This window comes from Pantoea sp. sgz302252 (assembly GCF_042610525.1).
Taxonomy (GTDB): domain Bacteria; phylum Pseudomonadota; class Gammaproteobacteria; order Enterobacterales; family Enterobacteriaceae; genus Erwinia.
In genome coordinates, this window is sequence record NZ_JBHDVM010000005.1 from 61,415 (window position 1) to 81,854 (window position 20,440).

Below are 20,440 nucleotides of genomic sequence, written 5' to 3' on the forward strand. Positions count from 1 at the left end.
CGCATCATTTAAAGGATAGTCATGTCTTGTTCTTTCATCCGCTTTTGTCTTACTGGCCTGCTAATAATATTGGCTGTCGGCTCGGCCCGCGCCGATACGGTCTGGATGAAAAACGGCGATCGCCTGAGCGGTACGGTGCGTTCATTAAGCGACGGCAAGCTGGTGATGGACAGCAGCTATGGCGGCACGCTTTCGCTTGACTGGAAGGCGGTCAGCACGCTCTCCAGCGAAAAGGCAATAGATGTGCGCAGCGGCAAAACGGTATTTAAAGCGCAGCTGGATGCCGCCGATCGGGGCTTTATCGTGGTGCGACGCGGCGAAGATGAGCAACGCGTGCGCGTCTCTCAATTCGAAGAATTTATGAAGCCTAAGCCCAAAACCGATGCGCTAAGCTGGACCGGTAATATTGATGTGGGCGTCAGCCTGAAAAAAGCCTCTACCCATACGCAGGATTCTCACTTCGCCTACAACAACAAGATCAACGTGGGCAAATGGCGTAACGATTTTGGCGGCACCTATACGCGCGAAAAAGAAGACGCCACCATGAACACCGAAAACTACAGTCTGCGCTACGCGCTGGACTATAAGTTTCAGGATCAATTGTTCTGGCAGGGAAGAGCCAGCTATAAGCGCGACTGGGTAGAGGATTTATCGGAACAGGCGCTGATCGGCACCGGGCCGGGCTATCAGTTTTGGGATAACGAGCTGGGATCTTTCTCGCTGGCGCTGCTGGGCGGCGCTTTTACCTATGGCTACAGCGACGGCAGTGCCGACAGCCATCTGGGCGCCTCGCTGCGCTGGGACTATCAACGTTTTCTCCAGGGCAGGAAAATTGCGCTGTTCAGCCATGGTGACGTGGGCCACTCACTGGACGGCAATATCTTTACCCTGGATGCCGAAGTCGGGCTGCGCTATCAGCTAACCAGCTGGTCTTCGCTGAATATTTCCTATGGCCACGATCTGGTTAGCGGCACGCGCGATACGCTGAATGAGCGCAATTTCACTACCGGGCTGGGACTGAAGTGGTAGCAGGAAAATTTAATGCTTTTGGTCATTTAATTACTTAAAGGCAGCATTGAGGGATCGAAAAACTGATATGACCCGTCGCGCCGGGCTTTTGCCCGGTACATCGCTATATCGGCAGTCTCGAATAACTCTTCGGCTGATGCCATCCCGGTCTGGGCAAGGCTGATGCCAACGGCTGCTCCGATGCGTACTTCCATGCCCTTGACAGTAAATGGCTTTTTCAGGCTGGTAATCAGACGCTGGGCGATGGCGGAGGCCGCCGCGCGATGACTGCACTTCGCGGCTACTACAAATTCGTCTCCGCCAAGACGCGCTACGGAATCGCCCGGACGCATGCAGCGTTGAAGACGTACGCTTACCTGCTGTAGCAAGGCATCGCCTGCCGCGTGTCCCATCGAATCGTTGACCGCTTTGAAGCCGTTCAGATCGATAAACAGGACGGTGGTGTAATCCCGATCTTCGCTTCGCGCGAGCATGTGACTAACCTGGTCATTGATCCACGCCCGATTGGGCAATCCCGTCAGTGCGTCGAGCGTTGCCAGCTTCTCAAGCTTCCGCATCTTCTCCTTGTCACGGGTTATGTCTCGCGAAATCAACACAGCACCGATGTTTTTGCCTGTGGAAGGATCGCTGACGCCGCAGGCTTTGGTGCCAAGGGTAATGTAATGACCATCGCGGTGTAGCTTGCGCACCTCGACTACGTCTGGCAGCACGCCACCGTTGAAAATATGCGAAAGGGCTTCCGTAGCGGGAGCGCGATCGTCGGGATGCAGGAAATCCACTACTGCCTGGCCTGTCATCTCTTCGGCTGACCAGCCTATCATTTTGCTATAAGAAGGCGAGATCGAAACGTATCTGCCGTCCTTATCGCAATGGGCGATCAGGTCAGTGCTGTTCTCGATCAGCAGACGATATTCCGCCGCCGTGCGCAGCGCATCTTCGAGCGCTTTACGCTGGGCGGTTATATCGAGAATAAAGCCGCTGTATTGCAGGCAGGAAGCGCTGGCCTGACAATCCGGCAGGCCTGAAACAATGACCTGCCGCGTCGTGCCGTCCAGACAATGGATCGGCAGTTCGATATGAAAAGGCGTTACCCGTTCCAGCGCCGCAGTAAGCTGTAGCGCGATCTTCGCATCATCATCGGCCTGCGCCAACTTCAGCCACGCACATAGCGTTACACCTTTCAGCGCAGGCATCAGGCCAGCAGGGCTTTCCTGGCTGGTGATGCACATGCCCAGGGCATCCGTGGCCCAAACGGCGGAAAGGGTAGGTTTTATCATGGCGTTCATGGTGGTCGGATCCGTTGTTTGCCGCTCCTGAAAATCCGGGAGCTACTGCGGTAAGTGCTTCTCAGCTGCGCGAGCGTCAGTCAGGAGCGGTGGCTAACGCTACAGCCTGTTCAACCGCAGATGCTACAGTGCCGCTTGCCCGCAGAAGCGAGCGGGGAATCATCTGTGACAATCTTCAAGGTCAGAAGTAGTAGTTTACGGTTATCGGCCGATCTGCCTGAAATCTTTAATGAACCCTGCTTTATACCATAGCCGTGCAGCCTGCATCTGTCGTGAGCGGCTATAACATCTTTTGGATTTGTTGCTGGATGAGTGGAGACAGGTGGGGTGGCTGCCTGCTTTGCGTAATGCGGAATTTGGGTTAGGGGTTATCTGATTTGCGGCAACGGCGGCAGGCTGTGCAGAGAAAAAGCGATAAGCAACAGCCCGCCGGCAATGTTGACATATTTTTTGAGCATTAATGGGTTAGTTTTTTTTACCGAAGATAGCAGTGTCTGACTGACTGAGAAAAGCCAAATGCTCATAACCACGACATGTAGCGAAGCCAGGATAAGGTAGTTGCAAACGCCTCCCTTTATTCCAGCAAACTGTGAAACGACCGTCAGATAAAAAATAATGGCTTTAGGGTTCAAAACATTAGCCAGCCAGGCCTCTTTTAACGTTACCGAATGCTTCGTATCAGTAAACTCGCCATTATTTACCGTTATGCCACTGCGAATGAGCATCGCTCCTAACCACAGCAGGTAGGCAGTTCCAACAGCCTTAAGTACAGCAAAAATTGCTGGAGACGAGATCAGCACAGCAGTGATACCAAGCCCTATAAAAACCGCATGGGTATATATGCCTAAAGCTGTTCCGGCAAGCGTTCTGAACAGGCCTTTGTGACCCCCTGCCAGAGCACTGTTTATAACGAGAGTGAAGCTTGCTCCGGGAGACAATGCAACAGGGAGTAGTGCTGGCATAAAGCCCAAAATATTCACATCCATAGATTCTGGATAATAATTGACGCTCTCCTAAATTGCCAGTCAATACGCTTCGTAAGGATGTCATGTTCAGCGCACGCAATCGTCATTAATAAAAGGTTTGCTCTTCGCACAAAGCGGAGCATCCATGCATCCGCGTTAACTTGTTTTGTACAGAAAGAAGATGACGATATTTTCACCGTATCAGCCGATCAATCAACCTTCCTGTCAGGCCGTGGTATTGATGTTACGTCCAATCGCCGGGTTTGCCGGTAGCTGAGGGATAGAATTAACGATCCCGGCTGCCAGAGACTGTTGGCTATCCAGTGATTTCTTGAGTACGAGCGTGCTTACCTTGTTACCGAGTTCCATATTATCAAAGCCGGTAGCCAGTGATGCAATTTGTGATACATCCATTTTGCTCTCCTGTTTGGTATGGCTGAAAGAGGACTGGAAGCGGCTTTACAGAAAGCCTTAAACGGGTATCGGTCTATGGGCACAAACCTTTAGTGGTTTCACTGTGAGACGCTCAACAGTTCGGCACGTTGACAGTAAAGATTGTTACTGCTTTTTCCTTACGCCCAGCTTGCCGGGAGAGCAGCCGATAACGCGTTTAAACGCTTTAGCAAATGCGCTTTCAGACTCATAGCCTGACGTAGCTGAAATAAGCGCGATGGAATCATTTGAATGCTGTAAGCGATCGCAGGCCAGCAGCATTCTCCACTGCGTAAGGTAGTCGATGGGCGTAACGCCTGCGGTTTGCCGGAAATGTCTGGCAAAGGCGGAACGCGACATGCCCGCCTGCGCGGCCAGGCTTGCCAGCGTCCAGCTATGGCCAGGGTCTTTATGGATACTGGCTATGGCGGCGCTCAGCTTTTTATCTCTTAACGCAAAAAGCCAGCCAACATTGGCTTGCTGACCGTCGTTGACATGCAGCCGCAGCGCCTGAATCAGCAGCATAAACGCCAGCTGCTGGACGATTAATCCGGCGCCCGGCTGGGGATTACACACTTCCTGAGCCATTCTTTCCAGCGCCCAGAGCATGGCCGCCTTGTCAGCATCGTGGCGAATATGTACCACCGGCGGCAGCGATCCCAAAAGCATTTGGGCTGCGTGGCCAGCCAGTAAAAAATGACCGCCAACCAGAAAACAGCCTGATTTTTCTTCACTCTTAACTGCGATGCCCGTGGTCATTTCGGTGCGCACAGTGGTGAAATCGACAGATTGCAGTGACAAATCCGTCGCCAGCCGGAAAGGCGGCCCCGGCGGCAACAGATAGCAATCGCCCGCCGTAAGCCGTATCGGATCGGCAATGCCTTCCACGGATAGCCAGCATTCCCCTGCTACCACGGCATAACACTTAACGCCGTCATGAGCAGGCCATTGCACCGATAATGATGCGCTGAGTACTACGCCACCAGAAACGTAGCTTTCAGCTTTGAGCAGCGACAATAATTGAGAAAGCGGGTCCATAATTTTCCTGGACGATTGGACATAAAATAGCGACTTTATAACATAGATAGTGTTGCTGTCCGCGCCTAAAGTAGCCGTATTGGATTGCAAGCAATCCGTTACCGACATAAGGACGGCTAAAATGCGTATTTTTCTAACGGGAGCCACCGGGTTTATCGGTTCGGCAGTCGCGGCACGGCTGATTGCAGCAGGCTATCAGGTGGTCGGGTTAACCCGAAGCGAGCAGGGTGCCGAACAGCTGGCTGCCGCAGGTGTTGAGCCTTATTTTGGCAATATTGAGGAGAGTAAAAGTCTGCGGCGCGCCGCCGAATCAAGCGATGGCGTTATACATACTGCGTTCGATCACGATTTTTCCCACTTTATAGCGAACTGTGAAAAAGATCGCCGGCCTATTCAGGCGATGGCCGAAGCCCTGGCGGGCACGCAGCGACCATTGATTATCACCTCTGGCGTTGCTTTAGGTTCCGCAGGGCAGAACGCTCCCGCCGTTGAAAACCATTTTAACCCTGACCATCCGAACCCGCGAAAAGCTTCGGAGCTGGCAGGAATAGAGGCCCTACAAAATGGCGTCAATGTTTCGGTTATCCGGCTTTCACAGGTGCATAACCCGCTGAAACAGGGACTGGTGACGCCGTTAATTGAAACGGCACGGCAAAAAGGGGTTTCCGCATATGGCGAAGAAGGGCAGAACCGGTGGTCGGCGGTTCATCTCAGTGACGCCGCGCTGCTTTATATCCGCGCGCTGGAAAAAAGCTGTCCGGGTAGTCGCTATCATGCGGTTGCAGAAGAAGGTATTACGATGCGCGAAATTGCCGAAACTATCGGTCGTGTTCTGGATGTGCCTGTCGCGCGACTTAATTCTTCCGAAATCCCGGAGCACTTTGGCTGGCTAAGTAAGTTTGTGGTTCAGGATATGTCAGCCTCAAGCGCGATTACTCAGGAGCAGCTGCAATGGCAACCGCAGGGGCCGGGTTTGATTGCCGACCTTGAGAAACTGTTGGCCGGATGAACCTGTTCTGAATGACGGATTACAGCCAAAAAAACGGGCCATCAGGCCCGTTTTTTTCGCAAACGCAAAGATTAAGACTGCGCTGGCGTTACTGCTTTAGCTGCCGGTTTAGTGGTTTTGTCGTAAACCGGGCCCGGCTGGGCTGGCACCACAAAATCGCTGTTTCCGGCGGCCGGAGCCTGTTGCTCGCCGTTGGTGGTAGCCGGCGCATTTTCTGCAGGCTGGCCATCAACGGTCGGAGTATCCGTTGCTGGCGCGGCGCTGCCGTCGACGTTAGCGCCCTGAGGCGTTACCGGCGTCATTGGCTCTTCTTTTGGTTGCGCCTGATTATTTTCCTCTACCGGGATTGGCGCGGCATAACCATTGCCGGAGGCGCCGTTAACCTTGGTCGGCATACCGGTACGGGCTTTCAGCGCTTCTTCCAGCGTCGCGCTGTCGATGCTGGCGTCGCCAACCACTTTGTTTACGGCGGCAGTTAGCGTCAGCGGAACAGGCTCGCGGGAATTGAACTGCTCTTCGGTCTGCGACAGTGGGTTATGCACCTCGATGTAGCGAGAACCGTCTGGCTCCACGCTTGCTTTGACCGGCTGATCGATAAACTGGACGCGCGTGCCGACCGGCACGTTGTCGAACAGCCACTTGATATCGTCGGCACGCAGGCGCACGCAGCCATGGCTGACGCGCAGGCCGATACCAAAGTTGGCGTTGGTGCCGTGAATGGCATAGAGGCGGCCGATATAGAGCGCATACAGACCCATCGGGTTATCCGGACCGGCCGGGAAAATCGGCGGCAGCGGCGAACCGGCAGCGGCGGCGTCTTCATGCATTTTTTTGGTCGGCGTCCAGGTTGGGCCGTCTTTTTTGCTCTGTACCGTAGTGGTCCAGCTTACTGGCGTATCCTTGCCCAGTTCGCCGACGCCAATCGGCAGGACGACAACTTTTTTACCGCCTTTTGGATAGTAGTAAAGACGCATCTCGGCGCTGTTGATCACAATGCCTTCGCGCGGGGCGTCCGGCAGGATTAACTGCTGCGGAACAATCAGCTTTGTGCCTGCTTTGGGCAGGTAGACATCGACGCCTGGATTGGCTTCGAGCATATTGCTCAGGCCCATCTGATACTGAGCGGCAAAAGCCTCCAGCGGCAGTTTGCTCTCCTGAGGTACGGTAATTTCGATGTTTTCGCCAAGCAGACGGCTGTTAGCGGCGGGCAGGTTGTAAACCACGGCAAAAGCGGACTGGCTGTATGCGGTAGCGGCCAGCAGTAAAGCGGCCAACGCGCGGATGCTCTTTTTCATATTCTTCAAGGTATAGCGCCATGTAAACTGTGGATAAAGGAGCCTGAACCGGTCAGCTGCGACCGGCTGCACATTATATGGTCATAACTCGCCAGGAATAAACCTGCATTTACGCTCTGCAGGTCTGTTGATGCTGGCGCCACTTCAGGGTTGCCACAAAGGATCGTCGCCGTTCAGCTTGCGGTTAAGGAAAAAGGCCGCGCTGATCAGCGCCAGATGACTGAGCGCCTGCGGCGTATTGCCTAACGCAAAACCCTGGTGATCGAACTCTTCGGCATAAAGCCCGAGCGGATTGGCATAGCTTAGCAGCTTTTCGAATTCAAAATGGGCCTCATAAACCCGACCAGCGCGCGCCAGGCATTCGACGTACCAGAAAGAGCAGGCGGTAAAGGATCCTTCGGTGCCTTCCAGCCCGTCCGCTGGCGTTTCAGAACGGTTATAACGTTTCACCAGGCCATCGTTGACCAACTGATCTTTAATGACATCCAGCGTCGCCAGCCAGTCGGCGTCGGTCGCGCCGACAAACCTGACCAGCGGCATCAACAGCATAGAGGCGTCAACGAAATCCCCGTGGCGCGTGGCGACAAAGTGGCCTTTCTCTTCGTTCCAGAAATTACTCCAGATATCCTCGCGGATCTCGTCACGAACGCGTAGCCAGCGCTCATAAGGGAAGGAAAGCGATCGCTTCTGGCCCAGCCGGATCGCCCGATCCAGCGCCACCCAGCACATCAGGCGTGAATGCAGAAAGTGCTCCGGCTCGCCGCGCATCTCCCAGATGCCCGCATCAGGCTGATCCCAGTTATCGCCTACGTAATCAATCATTTTGCAAACGTGCGCCCAGCCGCGATGGGAAATGGCTTCGCCATACTTATTCGCCAGATAAACGGCATCCATCAGCTCGCCATAAATATCCAGCTGTTTCTGGTTCCAGGCGTCGTTGCCAATGCGCACCGGCGTAGAATTAGCGTAGCCGGAAAGGTTGAGCAGCTCGCTTTCGTGCAGCTCGGTGCCGCTGTCCAGCCGATACATCACCTGAAGCTTTTCCACGTCGTGATGGCTGTTCTCCACGCAGCGGCCAACCCAATGGGTAAAATGTCGGGCCTCGTCAACGTAGCCCAGCCGCATCAGCGCATACATGCTAAACGAGGCATCGCGCAGCCAGGAAGCACGATAGTCCCAGTTACGTTCGCCGCCCAGCTCTTCAGGCAGGCCAAAAGTGGCGGCGGCTGCGATGGAACCGTGTTTCCAGGAGGTCAGCAATTTTAGCGTCAGGGCCGAGCGGGTCACCATCTCCTGCCAGCGGCCGTGATAGGTGCTTTTGCTGCTCCAGTCGCGCCAGAAATGCAGCGTTTCCTGGAAACAAAGGGCGGTTTTTTCTTCCTCCACTTTTTCATCTTCCGCACAGCCCAGCACGAATTCGCGGTGCTCGCCAGCCTGCAAAGTAAAAGTTGAGGTTGCAGCATTGCCTGCCAGCTGGAAATCGACCTGGCCGCTCAGGCGAAGCGAAGGCTGATCTTCTGCGCTAAAGACGACGCCACCATCGATTTTGCTGGCGGTTGTTTCCGCTCGCGCATAGTCGTGTACCGGCGCGCAGCGCAGAGTAAAGGTTGCTTCACCATGCACTACTTTTACCCGCCGTATCAGGCGCGGCAAAGTATCTTCCCGGTTGCACAGCGGCATATAGTCGGTAATTTCAGTGACGCCGCTGCGATCCAGCCAGCGGGTTTGCAGAATATTGGTATCAGGCAAGTAAAGCTGCTGGCGACGCGCTTCCGGCCAGTTGGGCTGGATACTGAAGAGGCCCGCTTCGTCGCCGTCCAGCAGGGCGCTGAATACCGAAGGACTATCAAGATTCGGCCAGCAAAAGTAGTCGATAGCGCCATCGTTAGCGACCAGCGCACAGGTGCGCAGATCGCCAATTACGCCGTGATCTTCGATTTTTCTTTTTATTTCGCTCATGCCCTTCCTCTGGTTGTTTTTGCCGCATTTTTTTAACTATAGACAGCAAGCGGCAGAGGCGGCGTCAGGAAGCGCAAGCAAGTGTAAACGCGGCTGAAGTTCCCTCACCTATACTTAGCTGTCCGATCACCCTTGAGGAACAATCCATGAGTAAAGCAGAGCATAAAGTCGCCGTTGTTACCGCTTCTGACTCCGGCATTGGCAAGGCCAGCGCCATTATGCTGGCGGAGCAGGGATATGATATCGGCGTCACCTGGCGCTCGGACGAAAAGGGCGCACAGGAGACGGCGCAAAAGGTGCGTGAACTGGGCAGAAGGGCGGAAATCGTTCATTTCGACCTCGCCGATCCGCAGGAGGGCGGTCGCTCGCTGGAAACGTTAATCGGCAAGCTGGGGCGAATTGACGCGCTGGTGAATAACGCAGGCACCAATGAACAGGCGGACTTTCTGGAAACGTCTTTCGAAGCCTGGCGAAAAGTTTTTACGGTGGATGTGGACGGCGCTTTTGTCTGCGCCCAAATTGCCGCGCGCCATATGGTAGAGCAGGGTGAAGGCGGACGGATTATTAATATCACTTCCGTACATGAGCACACGCCGCTGCCGAACTCGGTAGCTTACACCGCTGCTAAACACGCGCTGGGCGGATTGACTAAATCTATGGCGCTAAGTCTGATACCGCATAACATCCTGGTGAACTCGGTAGCACCGGGCGCCATTGCTACGCCGATGAACGATATGAGTGACGACGACGCCCGCAATGTTTCTATTCCTGAAATTCCGGCGGGCCGACCAGGCGATCCGCGTGAAATCGCCAGTATGGTTGCCTGGCTTTGCTCCGAGTGGTCAAGCTACACCACCGGCCAGTCTTTTGTTATCGACGGCGGTTTTACGCTGACCAACCCGCAGTATTATATTCAGAAAAAATAACTGGTGCGGCCTTGTCGAAGTGAATTCTATGACAAGGCCGGATTTAATAAATGGTTGCAGAAACACTTTTGTAATATTATTTGTTATGATTGCTTATATTTGGGAGACCCCTAAGTGAAGTTTTTGTTCTTTTTAAGATTTTATTTTTCAAATACATGAAGGTTAGTTCTATTAATTGTCGGAATTAATTATTATCCTTTCTTTATATTTTCCATTTTCAGGTAAAGGCTTTAATACTGAATTTGAAGCCCTCATGATCCTAATTCCTTCTGCACCTCCAATGCGGGCAGATATGATATCACTATCAGCATCGCCATAAAAAATTCTTATGTTATGGTCAAGTATTATTTTGGATTTAGGGTATTTATCTGTACTACTACCTGTAAAAAAACTCTTTTATACGTAGGTACTGAGAAAACTTCCTCTAGATACTTCTCGGTGAACTTACATTCAGAAGGTTTTCTTCCGGTAATAAAAAAATAGTATCACCATGCTTTTTGTGCATCATAATCAACTTAAAGGCTACTTCTTTGGGTAAACTAAATGCATCCCAGCCACAATTTATTTTGTCCCAATATTTTTGACTATTCATATCAAGATTACGCTCAGATATGAAATATTTTTTAGCGCGATAAAATGCGGCTTAGCTAAATATTACTGTATCATCGATATCAAAACCAACAGCCATTGGCGGCTTGCTTCTTAACTCTTTCTCTAAGTCTTCTACAGATATCATACGAAGGTTTTTTGGTATACCTAAATTTTGCATTTCAACAATAGAATATCCGTGAAGGTTGTCATCTGTAATAATATCAGCAGGTAGCGCATAGAGAATGCTTACAGCTATATATATAGTTAAAAAGGTTAATATTTTTTTCAAGGCTTATCCTTTTTCTTGCAAGATAAATAATTTTTTGGTGCGGTGGTTTTATTTTAAAATAAAGAGCAGGTGAGTTCAACTTTATAAGAAAATTGAAATTAAAATTAAAATATAAGTGATTATGAATGGTCTTTTTTGTAATCAAGACTTGAAAAACTCCGAATGAAAATATCTTGACATTATAATGTTATTTTCTATTTTATCTTTATGTAGGCACCCTAAATTCAAATAAATTTTAAGTATTGCTCTTGGTATGTTAGCACCCGAATGAATGCTTAAATCGCTGCCTCCTCCAAAGCGTGGATTTATTTCAATTACTTTAGGGTTATTGAGTTCATCATAAATTACCTGGAAATTAAACAATAAAGGTTCATCAAAAAAACTGCATATTTTCTTAGACAGAATCTCTATGGATTTAGTTTTAACAACTTTAGAGATCATGGATTCTCCTCCACGTACTTTTAATCTTAACCGAGGAACGCAAAAATAGATTTGATTTCGATACCAACAAACATCTATTGTCAATTCTTTTCCAGGGAGAAAGTTTTGGACTAAGTAATCATCACTAATTTTGTTTGCAAAATTTTCATATTCAGAGGCATTGTTTAACTTAATGACATTACGGCTGCCCTGACCAAATCTTGGCTTTGCTATAAGTGGAAAATTATACGTATTAGTCTTTTTTAATGAAAAATATTCATGATTGTCTTTTGATAGTTTAAAACTTAATGGAGTAGGTATGTTTTTTTGAGATAGCCAGTCATATGTAATGAATTTGTCATTGCTTATTTCAATAAATTCCGAATCTGGAATAGCTAATGAAATGTTGCCAGCTTGGAAAAGATAATTATTAGAAGATAGTAGATTTATATCACTGTCGAGCCAGGGTATAACTAAATTAACATCCTTTTTTACACATAAATCAAACAAATTAGTGACGAAATTCGCATCCTTATCATTAAGAACTATAAACTCATCAGCATAGTTTTTCATTGGGTCAAGATTGTTTGAGTCCACATATATTATTTTATGTGGCGTATTGCTTAGCTCCTCTTTTAGCTTTTTAAGAAAATATACTCTGCGTCTCATGTTTAATAAAAGGATAGTAAGTTTCAATTTTTATTCTCCAGGTAATGAAATCGGGTTATCATATTTTTTTTAATCATAGCTCTAATTAAGTACAAGGATTTTTTTTGATTTGGCCATATTAATTTTTGTAAGGCTTCATCCATGCTTGCCCACATATAGTCGACATGTAAATCGCTTAGGGCTATATCGCTAGAGCACTCTATTTCAGCTGCCGCAACAGGGACATGCATTACAGTATCGTAATACGAGTCATAAAAAACATTTACATAATCTATCTTAAAGATATTTAAAGGTGTAGTACCTGTTCTTTTGCGTGCCAACCTCCAAAAAGCGTCACTAATTTTCTCATCTTCAAGTATCTTACCTGATATAGTTTGCCACGTATTACTAAGTTCAACCTCTTCATTTCTCTTCAATAAAAGAAATTCAATATCATTTAAAGGGGACTTTCTCCAGGGATAGATGTCGACATACAAAACTCCTAAAGAGTGTATACGTTTAGAATAATTTGTTATAGTCATGTTGTAACCTCCGGCATTTCGAGTAATATTCTGTTTAGGATGTTTGTTAAAGGCTGATCGCTATTAATTAAAGTTTTCTTTCGCATAAAATTTTCATACCACCTCAAATGCATTGCAAAATTAGAGTTTTTAGTAGTTTTATTATGATATTGCTTAGTCCACTTTATGAAAGATCGGTGCATTTCATATAGTTCACCATCTTTATTTATTTTATCACCAAAGCGATCTTTTTCTCTTTTTAAAATGCGGTCTATCCTTAAATTATCACTTAATGTTAGAAATATCATATGAGTGGTATGTTTTTCGAGTTGACTTTTCCAAAGTTCAAGAGAACCAGCCAAGACCCATGAATCATGTTTCAATAATCTTGCGTTTATTTCACTAATTTGCTCTTCATAAGCGCGGATTTTTTGATAAGGCCTTTTAGTTGAGTGCCAAAATATATCATCAGAATCGACATGCATAATATTACACTTCTCTGCTATAAGGCGAGATATAGTTGTGGTACCTGTTCCTGACGCGCCATAAACATATATTCGTATCATTTAATTAATCCATTTAAGCTGGTTAGTTATAATTGTAGAAGTTAAATCATGCCAGTCAGCGTTGAATGATAATATATATATGGGAATTCTACTTATAAAATTTAAACTATCATATGAAAAATCAATCTTGTTTTTTCTTAGTGGGTATATCCATGACAGAGGCCATAAAGGATCATCTGGTGAGCGTAATTCAGAATATATAGTTTCCTTGACATGATTAAAAGGTATTTTTTTTAATTCTGCTTTTTTATATCGAGTGTAACTAATATTAGGGATTATTATCGCCCTTAACTTACAATGGCTTGCCATTGTAGTTTCGTATAGTGAACAAAATTCATATGGAGAAAGCTCAATCTTTTTATTACTGCCAGATGTGCATGATTCTTCATGTTGACATGACCGTAAAACATCAACTATCCGTTGATTGTCATGACGCTCGAGAGGTAAATGAAAATCTTTTTTGATTGTTATGGGAAATTTAATCTTTGTATTCAAAGTTGTATTTTTCTTTTTTTCTAGATGTGCTAAGTAACAATAAGGTTTTATCATGAAATTTTATTTTAAATCATGTGGTTGCTATTTAAGAAATTTTGAACAGTTTATGGTATTTATGTTTATTATTGTAAGAATCCCTGCAAAACGAACCATGTTGACTGAACTTACGGAACGCTATCCGCGATACGGTTTTAAAAAGCTGTTTCAGATACTTTGCAGGCAGGGTAACGCCAGGAATCATAAGCGTGTTCACCGAATTTACTGCGTGCTGAAACTGAGTTTTCGGCGCAAAGGTAAGCACCGTCTTCCAGTGCGTAACCCTGTGCCACTGGCGATGCCTGAAGCGCTTAATAAGAGCTGGTCCATTGATTTTATGCACGATGTGCTGGTCTGTGGCCGACGCTTCCGTACCTTTAATGTGGTGGATGATCTTAACCGGGAAGCACTGGCAATAGAAACCGACCTGAATATCCCGGCTCAGCGGATGGTGCGGGTACTTGACAGGATAGTGGCAAACCGTTGATATCCGCTGAACATACGCATGGATAACGGGCCGGAGCTGATATCACTGGCTCTGGCCCAGTGCGTTGAAGACCACGGTTTAATGCTAGAATTTATCAGGCCAAGCAAACCGACGCAAAACGCATTTATTGAACGGTATAAACGAACGTACCGGACAGAAATACTGGATTTTTATCTGTTCAGAACCCTGAATGAACACGGGAAATCACAGAGCGCTGGCTGGCTGAATATAACAGCTAGCGGCCTCATGAATCCCTGAATAATACAGGCTGATGGCTTAAAACCCGGAAATCCCAAAAAGTGCGTGGAACTAAAACGGGTGTGCTTACACACAGGCTCTATTCTAGCCATAGAAGTAATAAGTGGTTAATAACTTCAATCCTCTGTCTGGCGTGCGGCGCGGCGCTTAAACCAAATCCTCGCTCCCCAAACCAGCGCCACGATCAGCGCCAGCCAGAAAAGATGTTTAAGATGGTGATCCAGCTTGTGCAGCCATGGCGCTATTACCTGGCCGCCAACATAGCCCAGCGAGACAAAAATCACTGCCCACAACGCTGCGCCGATCACATTAAGCAGCATAAATTTCTGTGGCTTTAACCCGCTGGAGCCAATGATAATTGGGCCAATAATCCTGAGTCCGTACATAAAACGCACGCCGATCACAAACAGCACCGGCCTTTTACGGATCAGCATATTGGCTTTCTTGATCTGCTTCTGATGCTTTTTAAACTTTTTCAGGATGTTAGCGCCATAATGGCGGCCAATAAAAAATAGCGCGGTATCGCCCAGGATACCGCCAGCCATCGCCACCAGAATCACCAGCCCGTAGTGCAGCAGGCCTTCATGAGCAGCCACGCCGCCCAGCAGCGTAAAGGTTTCCCCTTCGGCCAGACAGCCGAAAAACAGCGCCACGTAACCGTACTGTGTGATCAGATGATTGATATCCATGTAGTCGTGCTCCTGCGGTTAATGCGCCGAAAGCTTTTAGTCTAAACCCTGATGACCAAATCGGGATAAAAGTTGCCGGAAAGCGCGCTTTTTTTTGCAATAAACTGAACCGGTTAGTTTGCTTTTAATGAGTTTAAAAAACGAACACTTCACCATCGTTTATACTTTATGCGATCCGCCAGCTCGCTGCGGCCTCTCAAAGACTAAGGAGTGAAGATATGAACCATGTCTGGGGACTTCTTGCGCATCCTGACCGTGAAATGCGCGATATCCGGCAAGAAAACGAAACCGTCTCGCATCACTATACTCACCATGTTCTGCTGATGGCGCTGATCCCGGTAGTCTGCGCGTTTATCGGCACTACTCAACTCGGCTGGGATTTTGGCGCCCAACGCACCGTGCAGCTCACTCTGGTTAACGCTTTCGCTCTCGCTATCCTGTTTTACGCGTTAATCCTGGGCGGCGTAGCGGTAATGGGTCGCGTAATTTACTGGATGGCGCGTGACTATCCACAGCGTCCCAGCCTGCAACGCTGTACTGTTTTTGCGGGCTATGTCGCGACGCCGCTCTTTATTAGCGGCCTGGTTGCGCTTTATCCGCTGGTCTGGCTTTGCGTCTTTGTAGGCGCGCTGGCGCTGGTTTATACCGGCTATCTGCTTTATCTCGGCATTCCCATGTTCCTGAATATCGATAGGGAAGAGAGCCTGCGCTTTTCCGGCTCTACGCTGGCAATTGGTGTGCTGGTCTTTGAGGTACTGATGGCGCTGACCGTGATCCTGTGGGGCTACGGCTACCGTATGTTCTGACCGCCGCCGCCGCCGGGCCACTGGCGGCGGCTGAAACAACAATAACTGCTTCCTGGCAGCATTGACGATTTCGTCGTTTTTTTATGCCAATCGTCATTGATAATGCCCGGCTACGATTTTATGATGTGATGTACGGAAGAGTACCGTACCTTTCCACAAGAACGGCCCTCACAAATTAAAGTGCAACGATCGTTCTTTATAAGAACCAACTGGAGAAAAATAATGGTTGCTCCGGCTAAAACCGAACGTCTGGAGTTGCGTATTAGTCCCGATGTAAAAAGCGAAATTGAAACTGCTGCTCAACTGAGCTATGTCAGCGTATCTCAGTTCATTGCAGACTCCGCAGTGCAACGAGCGGCAACAGTAATCAGCGAGCATACCCGTATCAAGCTGACCGAAGAGTCATGGAATGCTGTTATGGAAGCGTTAGAGGATCCACCAGCGCCCAATGAACGCCTTCGTCGTGCGGCCGCACGTAGTCGTGAGGATTCAACCTGGGAATGGCACCGGTAAAACTAAAAATCGTAAAGTATTCGCCCGGCATGGCAATAAGCGTTGATAACTTCAGCTGTGGCCGTCCTGAGCTGGACGAATTTCTGAAAAAGCATCTGGCGAAACAACACATCGGAAATATTCTTAAAGCGTATCTGCTGGTCACTGATGACCCTGTTCCCGAAGTGATGGGCTTTTACACGTTATCCGGCGGCAGTTATGCGAAAGCCGGTATGACGAGCCAGTATAAGAAGCAAGTCCCTTATCGGGAAACTTCCTGTATTACACTGGGACGGCTTGCTATTGACGAACGCATTGCTAATAAAGGTTTCGGCACACAACTGGTGCTGGATGCGTTACGCGTAGCTTACTATGCCGCTGATGCTGTGGGCATCTTTGCCGTTATGGTAGAGGCGAAAGATGAACAGGCTGCTAAATTCTATCGTGAAAAAATGAAGTTTATTCAACTAAAAACTGCTGAAGGCGCGTATAAATTCTTTTTCCCGGTAGCCAGCATTGAACCTTTACTTTGACCGAGCCCGCTCCCTGAGCCAGGATTAGTTTGCAGCGAAGGCTTAACCAACCCTTATTTTAGTTACGCCCGGATACGAATATCCCTTAGGAAAAAGATTAGCCCCCAGCGTATGATGACGCGCCAGCCCCCGCGCGGCGAGCATTGCGCGGCGGCGGCGTATGGCCTGGCCATACCTGAATCACTACCCGATTAAGTTTTTAATAATGCCTGCAAAAATTCGCTTGTCTCTTTTGAGTCTGGCTTTGCTTTTTACCGGACAGGTTTTACCGCATCAGGCCGTCGCCAGCCCGCGCGCGCCAGAAGCGGCCTTGCTATCGCAACCGCAAATCGCCTCGGGCAGCGCGATGATTGTCGATCTCAACACCAATAAAGTGCTTTATGCCAGCCATCCCGATCTGGTGCGGCCGATGGCCTCTATTACCAAGCTGATGACGGTAATGGTTACCCTGGACGCGCATCTGCCGATGGATGAGATGCTAAAGGTGGATATCAGCCATACGCCAGAAATGCGCGGCGTTTTCTCCCGCGTGCGGCTCAACAGCGAAATCAGCCGTAAAAATATGATGCTGCTGGCGCTGATGTCTTCGGAAAACCGCGCGGCCGCCAGCCTGGCGCATCATTATCCCGGCGGTTACGACGCTTTTATCCGCGCGATGAATGCTAAAGCGCGAGAGCTGGGTATGACCCATACACGCTATGTGGAACCAACCGGGCTCTCTATTCAGAACGTTTCAACCGCGCGCGATCTCACTAAGTTATTGATTGCCACTAAACGCTATCCGCTGCTTGGTGAGTTAAGCACCACGCATGAGGATATGGCTACCTTTGCCAATCCAAACTATACGCTGCCGTTCCGCAATACCAACCATTTGGTCTATCGCCCGGACTGGAATATCCAGCTAACCAAAACCGGCTTTACCAATCAGGCGGGCCACTGTCTGGTGATGCGCACCGTTATTAAACAGCGTCCGGTGACGCTGGTGGTGCTGGACGCTTTCGGCAAATATACGCACTTCGCCGACGCTAACCGCCTGCGCAGCTGGCTGGAAACAGGGAAAGTTTCCCCGGTTCCTGCCGCGGCCCTGAGCTATAAAAAGCAGAAAGCGGCGGAAATGGTCAGTAACAACGGTGACGTTACAGAATAGTTAAGCATCTGCTGGTTTTCGGGCAGGCAAGCGCCTAAAATAGCGCGCCCGCCCGATGTCTGATATCTGGAACTCTTCATGTCTACATTCATTACTTTTTTCCGCGCCTGTCTCTTTGCGCTGATCGCTTTTTCTCCGGCGCTGGTTTATGCCGCCGATGACGACAGCGCCAGTCAGCAAACGGCCGAAGCGCCAGCCAAAGTTAACGCCGCCATTGAACTGCCAAAAATGCAGAAGGTGCTGGATAAAATCAAACAGCAGGTTTCCGGCGAAACCAACGACGGCAAGCTGAGCGCGCTGAACGATATGGCGCTGGAACTCTCCAGCGACGCCGATACGCTGGTACAGGCGATTACGCCGCAGCGTACCCAGCTACAGGCACAGCTTGACGTGCTTGGCCCGGCGCCCAAGCCGGAAAGCGGTGTGAAAGAAACGGCGGAAGTCACCAGTAAGCGTAAGAATCTGCAAAGCCAGAAAGGCAAAATCGACGATCAGATTAGCCAGGCGGAAGCGATAAAAAGCGGCGCGACCAACCTTTCTGCGCAGATCGTTAATCTGCGCCGTGACGCGTTAAAAACCCAGCTGGCGCTGAACGCAGGCAGTATTTTCGGGCCGCGTTTCTGGTCGCCGCTGTTTAACGGCCAGAGTGACGACAACAACAAAGTCCGGGCGTTCCTTGATGAACTGGCGGATACGGCGGTACTGGCCTGGCAGCCGGGCTGGCGAGTCGGCACCGTTTTCTGGATAGTACTGGCGGGTCTGGTGGCGACGCTGGGTCGCCGCTATATGGAAGAGTTTCTGGCCTGGATCGGTATCCATCGGCTGCCGGAAGGGCGCCTGCGCCGTAGTTTTCTGGCCGCCGCCATCGCCCTGACTACGCTTGCCTCGGTAGTGCTGGCTTTTAACTTTCTGAATCAGGCTTTTACCCGCCATCCTGACGTGACGGATGATGTGCGGGAATTTGCCGATAAGCTGGTAGGGCTGAGTATTTTCTGCGGCCTGATCGCTGGTCTGGGCAGAGCGTTTCTCTCTACGCGCCGTCCTTCCTGGCGTCTGCCGACCATCTCCAACGAGGTGGCGCTGGCGTTGAAACCTTTCCCGCCGCTGATGGCAGGCTTAGTTTTCGTATTCCAGGCGCTGGAAAATCTGAACAGCAGCGCCAATACCAGCGTGGCCACCACGGTGCTGGCGAACGGCATTACTGCGCTATTGATTGGCGCAGCGGCGCTCTCAATCAGTTTCCGTACCAACCGGGTGCGCCGCAGACTGGTGCTGGAAGGCGCGCAGCCGGAGGCTAAATCCACGCTGGTTGGTTTGATCCAGATGGCGATTACCCTGACGGGCGTGGCAATTATGGCTACGCTAATCATCGGCTACGTAACGCTGGCGCGCTTCCTGAGCTATGAGCTGATTTGGGCGGGCATCGTGTTCGGCTCTTTTTATATCCTCAGCCATCTGGTGGCGGACGCCTGCGAATCGCTGTTTTCCACCAGCAACGCCACCGGCAAAGGCATTCAGCGTTCCCTGAATATTGATGAGCGCCACCTTTCTCAGGTTGCTGCGCTGCTGGGGGCGCTGGGCAAAACCGTGCTGGTGCTGATCGCCGCCATGGCCTTGCTCAACGGGACTTTCAGCAGCGCCACGCCGATTGAGCTGGTGCAGAAAGCGATTGAGTTCTGGGGCGGCAAAGGGCTTGAGTCACTGAACATCGTACCGGCTCACGTGCTCAACGCGCTGCTCTGTTTGGTTGTAGGCATCTACGTGCTGCGTTCAGTGAAACGCTGGCTGGATCAGGATTTCCTGCCGAAAACCACCATGGACACGGGCATGCGCGTGTCGCTGATCACGCTGTTCAGCAACGTAGGATACGTGCTGGTGATCCTGCTGGCGCTCTCGGTGATGGGCTTGCAGTGGAACAAGCTGGCCTGGATAGTCAGTGCGCTGTCGGTCGGTATCGGTTTTGGTCTCCAGGAGATCGTTAAAAACTTTATCTCTGGCCTGATCCTGTTGACCGAGCGGCCAGTTAAAGTTGGCGATTTGGTGAGCATCAGCGGTATTGAAGGCGATATCCGCCGGATTAACGTGCGCGCCACCGAGATCCAGCTGGGCGATAAATCCACGGTGATTGTACCCAACTCGCAGTTTATTTCGCAGAACGTCCGTAACGCCACTATGGGCAACGCGCAGGGCGTGGCGACCATTACCCTGACTTTCCCGCTGGATATCGATCCGGTGAAGGTGCGTCAGCTGCTGCTGGATGTCTATATCGAAAATGAGCGGATCCTGGAGACGCCAGAGCCTTCCGTGGCCTTTAAAGATTTGACGCCAGCCGGAATAGTGCTGGCCGTAACCGGCAACGTCGCCAGTCCGCGTCAGGTTTCTGGCGCGAAAAGCGATCTGTTATTCGATATCCTGACGCGGCTGCGTAAAGAGGGCATCGTGCTTTCCACGCCGCAGACGATGATTGTCGAACAGCGCAACGGCCAGAAAGTTGTAGTGCAGGACGGCGAGGCATAATAGCGA

The 20,440-nt window shown here is 49.9% G+C and carries 19 protein-coding genes and 1 pseudogene; 9 read left to right on the top strand and 11 right to left on the bottom strand.

Annotation, left to right across the window (positions count from 1 at the left end):
- The first annotated feature begins 21 nt into the window (after nucleotides 1-21).
- The gene (locus ACETPC_RS10670; protein WP_380181183.1) at nucleotides 22-1,029 is read left to right on the top strand and encodes a DUF481 domain-containing protein; all 1,008 of its coding nucleotides are present in this window, start codon (nucleotides 22-24) and stop codon (nucleotides 1,027-1,029) included.
- A 26-nt stretch (nucleotides 1,030-1,055) separates the two neighbouring features.
- Here ACETPC_RS10670 and ACETPC_RS10675 read toward each other — a convergent pair whose 3' ends face one another.
- The 4 genes from ACETPC_RS10675 to ACETPC_RS10690 form a co-directional block, all read right to left on the bottom strand.
- Complete coding sequence (locus ACETPC_RS10675) at nucleotides 1,056-2,315, bottom strand: diguanylate cyclase domain-containing protein (RefSeq protein WP_380181185.1); 1,260 nt, start codon at nucleotides 2,313-2,315, stop codon at nucleotides 1,056-1,058.
- 368 nt (nucleotides 2,316-2,683) lie between these two features.
- Nucleotides 2,684-3,301 (bottom strand): LysE family translocator, encoded by a 618-nt coding sequence (locus ACETPC_RS10680; RefSeq protein WP_380181187.1) that lies wholly within the window; start codon nucleotides 3,299-3,301, stop codon nucleotides 2,684-2,686.
- A gap of 204 nt (nucleotides 3,302-3,505) precedes the next feature.
- Entirely contained in the window at nucleotides 3,506-3,694 is a 189-nt protein-coding gene (locus tag ACETPC_RS10685) for a YjfB family protein (RefSeq protein WP_380181189.1), read from the bottom strand.
- 144 nt (nucleotides 3,695-3,838) lie between these two features.
- Nucleotides 3,839-4,750 (bottom strand): AraC family transcriptional regulator, encoded by a 912-nt coding sequence (locus ACETPC_RS10690; RefSeq protein WP_380181191.1) that lies wholly within the window; start codon nucleotides 4,748-4,750, stop codon nucleotides 3,839-3,841.
- 121 nt (nucleotides 4,751-4,871) lie between these two features.
- Here ACETPC_RS10690 and ACETPC_RS10695 point away from each other — a divergent pair, with 121 nt between their 5' ends.
- Nucleotides 4,872-5,759, top strand: coding sequence for an SDR family oxidoreductase (locus tag ACETPC_RS10695; protein WP_380181193.1), 888 nt, complete (start codon nucleotides 4,872-4,874; stop codon nucleotides 5,757-5,759).
- Between the two features lie 71 nt (nucleotides 5,760-5,830).
- On the opposite strand, the gene ACETPC_RS10700 is transcribed toward ACETPC_RS10695, so the two are convergent.
- Both ACETPC_RS10700 and ACETPC_RS10705 read right to left on the bottom strand, forming a co-directional pair.
- Nucleotides 5,831-7,054, bottom strand: a complete 1,224-nt coding sequence (locus ACETPC_RS10700; protein WP_380181195.1) for a L,D-transpeptidase family protein — start codon at nucleotides 7,052-7,054, stop codon at nucleotides 5,831-5,833.
- Nucleotides 7,055-7,198: 144 nt separating this feature from the next.
- Complete coding sequence (locus ACETPC_RS10705) at nucleotides 7,199-9,013, bottom strand: glycoside hydrolase family 15 protein (protein ID WP_380181197.1); 1,815 nt, start codon at nucleotides 9,011-9,013, stop codon at nucleotides 7,199-7,201.
- A gap of 146 nt (nucleotides 9,014-9,159) precedes the next feature.
- Between ACETPC_RS10705 and ACETPC_RS10710 the strand changes: the two genes are divergently transcribed.
- Nucleotides 9,160-9,939 (top strand): SDR family oxidoreductase, encoded by a 780-nt coding sequence (locus ACETPC_RS10710; protein WP_380181199.1) that lies wholly within the window; start codon nucleotides 9,160-9,162, stop codon nucleotides 9,937-9,939.
- Between the two features lie 643 nt (nucleotides 9,940-10,582).
- Here the strand turns inward: ACETPC_RS10710 and ACETPC_RS10715 are convergent.
- The 4 genes from ACETPC_RS10715 to ACETPC_RS10730 all read right to left on the bottom strand — a co-directional run bounded on the left by ACETPC_RS10715 (nucleotide 10,583) and on the right by ACETPC_RS10730 (nucleotide 12,974).
- Nucleotides 10,583-10,819, bottom strand: a complete 237-nt coding sequence (locus ACETPC_RS10715; protein ID WP_380181201.1) for a hypothetical protein — start codon at nucleotides 10,817-10,819, stop codon at nucleotides 10,583-10,585.
- A 141-nt stretch (nucleotides 10,820-10,960) separates the two neighbouring features.
- A complete protein-coding gene (locus tag ACETPC_RS10720; RefSeq protein WP_380181203.1) occupies nucleotides 10,961-11,935 on the bottom strand; it encodes an ATP-grasp domain-containing protein in 975 nt (324 codons plus the stop codon).
- A complete protein-coding gene (locus tag ACETPC_RS10725; protein WP_380181205.1) occupies nucleotides 11,932-12,429 on the bottom strand; it encodes an NUDIX domain-containing protein in 498 nt (165 codons plus the stop codon). The genes ACETPC_RS10720 and ACETPC_RS10725 overlap by 4 nt, the downstream gene beginning before the upstream one ends.
- On the bottom strand, nucleotides 12,426-12,974 hold the full coding sequence (locus tag ACETPC_RS10730) for an AAA family ATPase (protein WP_380181207.1): 549 nt from the start codon (nucleotides 12,972-12,974) through the stop codon (nucleotides 12,426-12,428). The genes ACETPC_RS10725 and ACETPC_RS10730 overlap by 4 nt, the downstream gene beginning before the upstream one ends.
- A gap of 649 nt (nucleotides 12,975-13,623) precedes the next feature.
- Between ACETPC_RS10730 and ACETPC_RS10735 the strand changes: the two are divergent.
- Nucleotides 13,624-14,272 (top strand): annotated as a pseudogene (locus ACETPC_RS10735) (integrase core domain-containing protein); the annotation flags it as partial.
- Nucleotides 14,273-14,366: 94 nt separating this feature from the next.
- Here ACETPC_RS10735 and ACETPC_RS10740 read toward each other — a convergent pair.
- Complete coding sequence (locus ACETPC_RS10740) at nucleotides 14,367-14,939, bottom strand: DedA family protein (protein WP_380181209.1); 573 nt, start codon at nucleotides 14,937-14,939, stop codon at nucleotides 14,367-14,369.
- 218 nt (nucleotides 14,940-15,157) lie between these two features.
- Here ACETPC_RS10740 and ACETPC_RS10745 point away from each other — a divergent pair, with 218 nt between their 5' ends.
- The 5 genes from ACETPC_RS10745 to ACETPC_RS10765 all read left to right on the top strand — a co-directional run bounded on the left by ACETPC_RS10745 (nucleotide 15,158) and on the right by ACETPC_RS10765 (nucleotide 20,434).
- Complete coding sequence (locus tag ACETPC_RS10745) at nucleotides 15,158-15,745, top strand: Yip1 family protein (RefSeq protein WP_380181210.1); 588 nt, start codon at nucleotides 15,158-15,160, stop codon at nucleotides 15,743-15,745.
- 222 nt (nucleotides 15,746-15,967) lie between these two features.
- Nucleotides 15,968-16,258, top strand: a complete 291-nt coding sequence (locus ACETPC_RS10750) for a DUF1778 domain-containing protein (protein ID WP_380181212.1) — start codon at nucleotides 15,968-15,970, stop codon at nucleotides 16,256-16,258.
- Nucleotides 16,246-16,770 (top strand): N-acetyltransferase, encoded by a 525-nt coding sequence (locus ACETPC_RS10755; RefSeq protein WP_380181213.1) that lies wholly within the window; start codon nucleotides 16,246-16,248, stop codon nucleotides 16,768-16,770. The genes ACETPC_RS10750 and ACETPC_RS10755 overlap by 13 nt, the downstream gene beginning before the upstream one ends.
- Before the next feature lie 205 nt (nucleotides 16,771-16,975).
- Nucleotides 16,976-17,917, top strand: coding sequence for a D-alanyl-D-alanine endopeptidase (gene pbpG / locus ACETPC_RS10760; protein WP_380181215.1), 942 nt, complete (start codon nucleotides 16,976-16,978; stop codon nucleotides 17,915-17,917).
- A 78-nt stretch (nucleotides 17,918-17,995) separates the two neighbouring features.
- Nucleotides 17,996-20,434: a DUF3772 domain-containing protein gene (locus ACETPC_RS10765; protein WP_380181217.1), complete on the top strand. Its 2,439-nt coding sequence runs from the start codon at nucleotides 17,996-17,998 to the stop codon at nucleotides 20,432-20,434.
- Nucleotides 20,435-20,440: the final 6 nt, after the last annotated feature.